Raw genomic sequence first — 8,494 nt, forward strand, 5'->3', positions numbered from 1 at the left:
CAGTTGCTGGGACAGATCGTGCTGGCCACGTTCTCCAACAACCAGGGCCTGAAGTCTGAAGGGGACAACGTCTGGAGCGCCACGTCATCTTCCGGTGAAGCTTCTCTGGGTACTGCGGGTACCGGTCTGCTGGGGTCACTGACCAGTGGCGCACTGGAATCCTCCAACGTTGATATCGGTTCCGAGCTGGTCGATATGATCGTTGCCCAGCGTAACTATCAGTCCAACGCCCAGACCATCAAAACTCAGGACTCCATCCTGAACACGCTGGTCAACCTGCGTTAATTAAGCCACACAAGGTAACGATATGGATCACGCCATATATACAGCGATGGGCGCTGCTAGCCAGACGATGGAGCAGCAGTCGGTCATCGCCAACAACCTGGCCAATGTGTCAACGCCCGGTTTCCGGGCGCAGTTAAACGCCATGCGCGCGGTGCCCGTTGAGGGCCCTACGCTACCGACGCGTACGTTGGTCGTGGCGTCGACTCCGGGTGCCGATATGTCGCAGGGGCCGCTGAACTACACGTCTCGTCCTCTGGACGTGGCGGTACAAGACGACGGCTGGTTAGCTGTGCAGCTGCCTAACGGCGAAGAAGCCTATACCCGAAACGGTGCCATTCAGATCGATGAAACCGGTCAGCTGACCATTCAGGGCTACCCGGTTGTCGGCGACGACGGCCCGCTGACGGTACCGGTGCAATCCAGCGTGACTATCGCTGCAGACGGCACCATTTCCGCGCTGGGCGATGGCGATGCGCCGAACACGGTCGGGGCGGCGGGTGCGCTGAAACTGGTCAAGGCGGAACCGAACCAGCTGGTTCGCGGCGATGATGGCCTGTTCCACATTTCTCCGCAGGCTCAGCAGCAAGTCGGCAACGCACTGGCGGCGGATGACACAGTGAAAGTGATGCCTGGCGTCCTTGAGGGCAGCAACGTGAACACGACGGAAACGCTGGTTGACATGATCAACAGTGCCCGGCGATTTGAAATGCAGATGAAAGTGATCACGAACGTCGATCAAAACGCCGAAAGCGCAAACAAGCTGCTGTCTGTTAGTTAATCAATTTTAAGGGTAACACTATGATTCGTTCACTGTGGATTGCAAAAACCGGGCTTGATGCTCAGCAAACCAACATGGATGTCATCTCGAACAACCTGGCTAACGTCAGCACCAACGGCTTTAAACGTCAGCGCGCGGTTTTCGAAGATCTGCTGTATCAAACGGTTCGTCAACCGGGTGCTCAGTCTTCCGAACAAACCACGCTGCCTTCTGGTCTGCAGTTGGGTACAGGGGTTCGTCCGGTATCGACAGAACGCTTGCACAGCCAGGGTAACCTGGAGCAGACGGAAAACACCAAAGACATCGCTGTCAACGGTCAGGGCTTTTTCCAGGTGCTGTTGCCGGATGGCACCACCGCCTACACCCGTGACGGCTCTTTCCAGCTGGACGCGAACGGCCAGCTGGTGACGTCCAGCGGTTATCAGGTTCAGCCGGCGATCACGGTGCCTGACACCGCGATTTCAATGACGGTAGCGCGTGACGGTGTGGTCAGCGTGACTGAACAAGGTCAGGCGGCTGCGACACAGATCGGTCAGCTGACGCTTAGCACGTTTATCAACCCGACCGGCTTGCAGAGCCTGGGTGAAAACCTGTACCAGGAAACCCAGAGTTCAGGTGCGCCGACAGAGTCGACTCCGGGCCAGAACGGCGCAGGCGTGCTTTATCAGGGATATGTTGAAACCTCTAACGTCAACGTGGCGGAAGAACTGGTGGATATGATCCAAGTACAGCGTGCCTACGAGATAAACAGTAAGGCGGTGTCGACCTCTGATGCCATGCTGCAGCGGCTTACGCAAATTTAAGAAAGCACATTTATGGTGTTAATGAGAAAAGAAGTGAACGTACCGCGCTTGCGCGGTCTTCGCCTATGCCGTATCGGGTGGAAAAATGTGGTTATACCGATGCTGATGCTATCGGTATGCGCTTCATTGGCCGGATGCGCCTATCTTCCGCACAAAGAACTGGTGGAAGGCGAAACGACGGCGCAGCCTGCTCCGCCTAACCTGGTTGCCACCAACGGTTCGATCTTTCAGATGGTTCAGCCGATGAATTACGGCTACCAACCTTTGTTCGAGGACCGTCGTCCCCGTAACGTCGGCGATATCCTGACGATCACCCTGCAGGAAAATGTCAGCGCCAGCAAAAGTTCGAGTGCGAACTCATCCCGTGATGGCTCTGGATCGCTTGGTGTCACTACGGCGCCTCGCCTGTTGCAAGGTCTGTTCGGTAACCAGCGCGCCGACTTCGACGTAGAAGGCAAGAACGACTTCGACGGCTCCGGTGGAGCGACCGCGAAAAACACCTTCACCGGTACGATAACGGTGACGGTGAAAGACGTGTTAAGTAACGGCAACCTGAAGGTGGTGGGCGAGAAACAGATCGCCATCAACCAAGGGGCGGAATTTATCCGTTTCTCCGGCATCGTGAATCCGAGAACAATTACTGGGTCGAACTCCGTGGTCTCCACGCAGGTTGCTGACGCCCGAATTGAATACGTCGGTAAAGGCTATATTAATGAAGCCCAGGAAATGGGGTGGCTACAGCGCTTCTTCCTGAACGTTTCACCATTTTAAGAGGTTAATCATGCGGGTTCGTCACCTTATTTTTTCATTTATCACATTATCACTGACGCTCTTGTCATCAGCACACGCCGAGCGTTTACGTGATTTGGTTGATATTCAAGGCGTACGTGATAACCCGCTGATTGGATACGGCCTGGTTGTCGGTCTTGATGGTACGGGCGACCAAACGACTCAGACGCCGTTTACGACGCAGAGTTTGACCAACATGCTGTCGCAGCTGGGGATTACCGTGCCCAGCGGCACCAACATGCAGTTGAAAAACGTCGCGGCTGTGATGGTGACCGCCAACTATCCTGCTTTTGCCCGGACCGGTCAGAAAATCGATATCGTGGTGTCCTCTCTGGGTTCAGCGAAAAGTCTGCGCGGCGGTACGCTGCTCATGACGCCGCTGAAAGGGGTCGATAATCAGGTCTACGCATTGGCGCAGGGCAACATGTTGGTCGGCGGCGCGGGCGCCTCTTCCGGTGGGAGTCAGGTCAAGGTGAACCAATTGTCCGGCGGCAGAATCAACGGCGGCGCGACCATTGAGCGCGAGCTGCCCACCACGTTCGGCGCGTCCAACAATCTTACGCTACAGCTGAAGCAGGAAAACTTTAGTCTGGCGCAGCGTATCAGCGACTCTATTAATAGGTTTAATAGCTCTGGCGTGGCCAGACCGCTTGATGGTCGTACCGTGGAAGTGACTTTACCGTCCGGTAGCACATCTCAGGTTCGTTTTCTGGCGCAGATTCAGGATATCAACATTAACACCGGCGAAATGGATGCGAAGATCATCATCAACTCTCGTACCGGCTCGGTGGTGATGAACCGCAACGTGACGCTCGACTCTTGTGCTATCGCACAGGGCAACCTGTCCGTTACGGTCAACAATCAGCAGAACGTGAATCAGCCGGATACGCCGTTAGCCGGTGGGCAGACCGTGGTTACCCAACAGACGCAGATCGATATGCGTCAGGAAGGCGGGGCGCTGCAGCGTGTGAATGCGGGCACCAATTTGAACAGCGTGGTCCGTGCGCTGAACTCACTGGGTGCGACGCCGATGGATCTGATGTCCATCATCCAGGCAATGCACAGTGCGGGCTGCATCAAGGCGGAAGTGGAGATCATCTAATGATGAAGCTCGATAGCAACAGTTCGGTTGATCAGGCCTCTGCGGCCTATGACATCAAGTCGCTGAACAAGCTACGCAATGATGCGGTCAAAAACGATCCGTCAGCGCTGAAAAAAGTGGCGAAGCAGGTCGAAGGTTTGTTCGTCAATATGATGCTGAAAAGCATGCGTTCGGCGCTGCCAAAAGATGGCTTGCTCAGCAGCGACCAGACCCGGTTGTACACCAGCATGTATGACCAGCAGGTTGCCCAGGATTTGTCAGCAAAAGGCCTGGGACTCGCTGACATGATGGTGAAACAGCTCAGCCGTAATGCTAACGAGCAGATCGGCAACGGTGTGGGTACCACGCCGATGCCTGTCAGCAAAGATGATTTTATGACGTCGTCCGCTTTCCCGCCGGCGTTGATGGGCGAGTTCCTGAAGCGCACCAATCAGGATGGGCAGAGCGCAACGAAGGCCGCGCCGGAATTGCCGCCGTCCTCTGAAGATTTCACGAATCGTCTGTCAATGCCTTCCATGATTGCCAGCCTGAAAACCGGCATTCCCCATCACCTGATTATGGCGCAGGCCGCGCTCGAATCTGGTTGGGGTAAACGCGAAATCACGACCAGCGACGGTAAGCCCAGCCACAACCTGTTCGGCGTGAAAGCAGGCAGTAACTGGAATGGGAAAGTGACGGAGATCATGACGACCGAGTTCGAAAATGGTCGGTCCTATAAGGTGAAAGAGAAGTTCCGCGTTTATGACACCTATTTGGACTCTATCAATGACTATATCTCTTTGCTGACCGACAACGCGCGTTATAAAGGCGTCGTCAATGCGAATAGCGCCGAGGCGGCGGCATACGAACTGCAGAGAGCCGGCTATGCGACCGATCCGCGTTATGGTGACAAGCTGGTTCAAATTATCGGACAGATTAAGAACACGACCGAGAAAGCGGTGAAGGCCTATACACACGACATAAGTAACTTATTTTAAACCGCTTTTATTTTTTAATTTCTTGCTCAAGTTTGTGTGGCCCTAGCCGATAACTTTATTAGACACCATTGCCGGTTAGAATTTGTAATCTAAAGGAAATTTCATGGCCAGTTCATTGATAAACATTGCGTCGTCAGGCCTGAAAGCTGCGAATGTGGCTATTAGCACCACGGCCAACAACATCAGTAACATTTACACTGATGGTTACAACAGACAGAGCGTATCTTTAGCGCAAAATACGGGTACGCAAAAGCCTTACGGCACTATCGGCAATGGCGTAAATGTTGTTTCCGTCGACCGGGCCTACGATTCCCTGGTAGTCAATCAGCTGCGCTCAGCGTCCAGCAACTACGCGGGTACAAAAGCCTATTCCGAGCAGGTTTCACAGATCGACAACCTGCTGTCGGACAGCGATAACAGCCTGTCCACGCTGATGTCTTCGTTTTTCTCTTCTATCCAGTCGCTCAGCACCAATGCGAGCGACGCTTCTGCGCGCCAGACGGTCATCAGCAGCGCGCAAAGTATGGTGAACCAGTTCAGCAGCACGGATAAATATCTGCAGGATATGGATTCGTCTATCAATGCTGAATTGAAAAGCAGCGTAGATCAGATCAACACCTACTCGAAGCAGATAGCGAATCTGAACGAAAAAATCGTTCAGCTCGGCAGCGGCTCCAGCTCGGCGAATGCGCTGCTTGACCAGCGTGACCAGCTGATTAACGAACTGAACAACTTCGTCGGCGTGACCACCACCACGCAGGACAGCATGGTCAGCGTCAGCCTGGCTAACGGCATGACCTTGGTACAAGGCAACGCGTCCTATAACTTAGTTACCATGACATCTCCGGACGATCCGTCAAGAACGGAAGTGGCCTATGACAATGGTATTAGCAAACCGATTCAGCTGAGCTCAGATTCGCTTGAAAGCGGTAGCGTCAGCGGTTTGCTTACGTTCCGTACTGAAACGCTGGATACCGCCCGTAACCAGCTGGGTCAGCTTGCGTTATCGCTGGCCAGCAGCTTCAACACTCAGCATAAAGAAGGTGTTGATCTTAACGGTGATGTGGGGACGGATTTCTTCAGCTTCACTCAGCCCAGTGTTATCAGCAACACGAACAATAAAGGCAGCGCCGCGCTGACAGCGACGTATACCGACACGACGGCGGTTAAGGCGAGCGATTACACGCTGAAATACACCAACGGCTCTTGGGGCGTCACGCGCACCTCTGACGGTGCCAGCGTCGATTACACCTCGGGAACCGACAGTAGCGGCAACACAACGCTGAGCTTCGACGGCGTGGAAGTGGCGGTCAGCGGTACAGCGACCTCTGGTGACAAGTTTACGCTGAACACCGTCAGCGAAGTGATTACCAACATGTCTGTGGCAATCTCTGACACAGCAAAAATCGCGGCAGCGCTCAATGACTCCAGCACGGGTGAGAGCGATAACCGTAATGCGGCCGCGCTGTTGGCGCTGCAAACCAGCAATCAGGTGAACGGTAATGCCACCTTCAGTGAAGCTTACGCCTCGCTGGTCGGTGAAATTGGTGTGAAAACGCAAAGTGCTGAGACTAACAGCACGACGCAATCAACCATAGTAACCCAGTTGACCGAGAAACAGCAGTCGATTTCCGGGGTCAACTCTGATGAAGAATACATTAGCCTGCAGCGCTACCAGCAGTACTACACGGCAAATGCTCAAGTATTGTCCACTGCCGGAGCGATTTTCGATGCGTTGCTGTCTGCGGTTAACTGATTGACTCGCTAATTCATTGAAAATAATATATAAATTAAATTTAAGGACTGTGTTATGCGTCTAAGTTCATCGATGATTTATCAGCAGAACATGCAAAGCATTACGAACGCCTACTCTAAATTTCAGAGCGCGTCGTTAGATTTGTCCAATGGACAGCTGGTCAACAAACCATCGGACGATCCTATTGCTTCGGCGCAGGCCGTTGTACTGGCGCAATCACAGTCAACGAATGAACAGTTTGCTACCGCTCGTGATACGGCGACCAGCAACCTGTCTCTGGAATCCACTGTTCTGGATCAGGTCACTGACGTGATTCAAAACGTCCAGACTCTGCTGGTTAAAGCGGCGAGCACGACTTACAGCGACTCCGACCGCCAGTCCATGAAAACGGAACTGCAGGGCTACAAAGATCAGCTCTTGACGCTGGCTAACACGACGGATAGTAACGGTAACTACATTTTTGCCGGTTACAAAACCGATACGGCCCCTTTTGTCGAAGATAGCGATGGCAACGTGTCCTATGTCGGTAGCGACAGCTCCGTGAGTCAAAAGGTGGATGCCAGCCGTACCATGACGACGGGCGACACAGGCACGACCGTTTTTCTGAGCTTGGCGGCGGGTTACAAAACTGAGCCAGACGGTTCAGCCAGTGAAAGCAACATGTTTAACAGCATTGATACCGCGTTAACCGCGCTGGATATTCCGCTGGATGATACGGGTGACGACACCACGACCACCGATGCTTACGTTGCGATGTTCGATAAAGCTAACCGAGGCATGGCTAACTCTTTGGATAACGTGTTGACCGTACAGGCTTCCGTCGGTAGCAAGCTGAACGAATTAACGACATTAGACAGTATTGGCGATAGCCGCGACCTGATCTATTCGGATCGCATGACCAGCCTGAAAGGGTCTGATGTCGATGATATGTACGAAATGATTTCCAATGTCACCATGCAACAGGTGGCGCTGCAGGCAGCGCAGAGCACGTTTTCTTCAATGAAAGGCATGTCGCTGTTTGAGATGAATAGTTAATTTGCAACAAATTTTGGAATACGCTTAAACCGGGCGTATTTGTTTAGGCGGTATCGTCCTGTTAATAGCAGGCGATACGGCCGTTTTTTTATTTTACGCATAGGGCTTTTTCTTTGCCCTAAGCGATTGAGACAGACAGGGTAGGCACCTATTCCGTTCAGGGTTGACGTGCTGCCAGCCCCTGCTGGCGTCAACAACCTTGTAATTTTTATCTTCTAAATGTTGACAGTCGCATAAACTTTTAAAAAGTACTGCCGATAATCTATGCAGATGGATGAATACATTTATTAAGGGGTAAGAGGATATGGCTACGACATCAAGCACGACCAGTTCTACTTCAGCAACTACGACCAGCACCGGTACCGGGTTAGTCACCTCGTTGGGCGTGGGCTCTGGCTTGGACCTGTCGGGAATTTTGGAGTCTCTGCAGGGAGTCGAAGACCAGAAACTTACCGCGATCACGAATAAACAAACTAGCTATGAGTCCAAGCTCACCGCTTACGGTACGCTGCAGAGCTCATTGGAAACGTTTTCAACCGCCACGCAAAAGCTGAGCGACAGCTCGCTTTACGCGACCAAAAAAACGTCGACAAATACTGCGTTCACGAGTACGGCGACCTCTAGCGCTACCTCGGGATCGTACGCTGTTAAAGTGACCCAGTTGGCGACGGCTCAGACACTGGCGACTAGCGCGCAGACGAGTAAAACCACGCAGTTGGGCGACAGCAGCCTGACCACGCGTAATCTGACTCTGCAGGTCGGTAGCGGCAGTGCGGTCAATATCGCGCTAACCAATGACCAGACTACGCTTTCAGGCATTGCTAGCGCCATCAATTCCGCCAAGGCGGGTGTGAGCGCGAGCATCGTGCAGTCGGGCGATAGCAGCTACCAGCTGACGCTGACCTCTGATACGACGGGTGAAACGTCAACGATGAGCGTGAGCTCAAATGACAGCACGTTGAATAGCAT

At 53.2% G+C, this 8,494-nt stretch carries 9 protein-coding genes; all 9 read left to right on the forward strand.

The genetic code is table 11. The features are described from left to right. On the forward strand, positions 1-285 hold a 285-nt coding region (locus Q7O77_RS11440; RefSeq protein WP_304167166.1), incomplete at its 5' end, for a flagellar hook-basal body complex protein. Positions 286-307: 22 nt separating this feature from the next. Further along, positions 308-1,063, forward strand: a complete 756-nt coding sequence (locus Q7O77_RS11445; protein ID WP_304167169.1) for a flagellar basal body rod protein FlgF — start codon at positions 308-310, stop codon at positions 1,061-1,063. Between the two features lie 20 nt (positions 1,064-1,083). Next, on the forward strand, positions 1,084-1,866 hold the full coding sequence (gene flgG, locus Q7O77_RS11450) for a flagellar basal-body rod protein FlgG (RefSeq protein ID WP_304167171.1): 783 nt from the start codon (positions 1,084-1,086) through the stop codon (positions 1,864-1,866). 99 nt (positions 1,867-1,965) lie between these two features. Next, positions 1,966-2,637 (forward strand): flagellar basal body L-ring protein FlgH, encoded by a 672-nt coding sequence (locus Q7O77_RS11455; RefSeq protein WP_304167182.1) that lies wholly within the window; start codon positions 1,966-1,968, stop codon positions 2,635-2,637. A 10-nt stretch (positions 2,638-2,647) separates the two neighbouring features. Next, positions 2,648-3,757 carry a flagellar basal body P-ring protein FlgI gene (locus Q7O77_RS11460; RefSeq protein ID WP_304167173.1) on the forward strand — a complete coding sequence of 370 codons (1,110 nt, stop codon included), beginning with the start codon at positions 2,648-2,650 and terminating at the stop codon, positions 3,755-3,757. Further along, positions 3,757-4,734: a flagellar assembly peptidoglycan hydrolase FlgJ gene (flgJ, locus tag Q7O77_RS11465; protein WP_085653371.1), complete on the forward strand. Its 978-nt coding sequence runs from the start codon at positions 3,757-3,759 to the stop codon at positions 4,732-4,734. The genes Q7O77_RS11460 and flgJ overlap by 1 nt, the downstream gene beginning before the upstream one ends. Before the next feature lie 103 nt (positions 4,735-4,837). Beyond that, entirely contained in the window at positions 4,838-6,490 is a 1,653-nt protein-coding gene (gene flgK / locus Q7O77_RS11470; protein ID WP_304167177.1) for a flagellar hook-associated protein FlgK, read from the forward strand. A 54-nt stretch (positions 6,491-6,544) separates the two neighbouring features. After that, positions 6,545-7,525: a flagellar hook-associated protein FlgL gene (flgL, locus tag Q7O77_RS11475; protein ID WP_094118299.1), complete on the forward strand. Its 981-nt coding sequence runs from the start codon at positions 6,545-6,547 to the stop codon at positions 7,523-7,525. Between the two features lie 304 nt (positions 7,526-7,829). Further along, the coding region (locus Q7O77_RS11480) for a flagellar cap protein FliD N-terminal domain-containing protein (RefSeq protein ID WP_304167180.1) at positions 7,830-8,494 on the forward strand (665 nt) is incomplete at its 3' end.

Origin of the sequence: Lonsdalea britannica (genome assembly GCF_946477055.1) — a bacterium.
GTDB classification, from domain to species: domain Bacteria; phylum Pseudomonadota; class Gammaproteobacteria; order Enterobacterales; family Enterobacteriaceae; genus Lonsdalea; species Lonsdalea britannica_A.

Excerpts from the sequence above, each read along its gene's own strand:
- Q7O77_RS11445 (WP_304167169.1), top strand. The coding sequence starts at position 308 with ATGGATCACGCCATATATACAGCGATGGGCGCTGCTAGCCAGACGATG.
- flgG (WP_304167171.1), top strand. The coding sequence starts at position 1,084 with ATGATTCGTTCACTGTGGATTGCAAAAACCGGGCTTGATGCTCAGCAA.
- Q7O77_RS11455 (WP_304167182.1), top strand. The coding sequence starts at position 1,966 with ATGCTGATGCTATCGGTATGCGCTTCATTGGCCGGATGCGCCTATCTT.
- Q7O77_RS11460 (WP_304167173.1), top strand. The coding sequence starts at position 2,648 with ATGCGGGTTCGTCACCTTATTTTTTCATTTATCACATTATCACTGACG.
- flgJ (WP_085653371.1), top strand. The coding sequence starts at position 3,757 with ATGATGAAGCTCGATAGCAACAGTTCGGTTGATCAGGCCTCTGCGGCC.
- flgK (WP_304167177.1), top strand. The coding sequence starts at position 4,838 with ATGGCCAGTTCATTGATAAACATTGCGTCGTCAGGCCTGAAAGCTGCG.
- flgL (WP_094118299.1), top strand. The coding sequence starts at position 6,545 with ATGCGTCTAAGTTCATCGATGATTTATCAGCAGAACATGCAAAGCATT.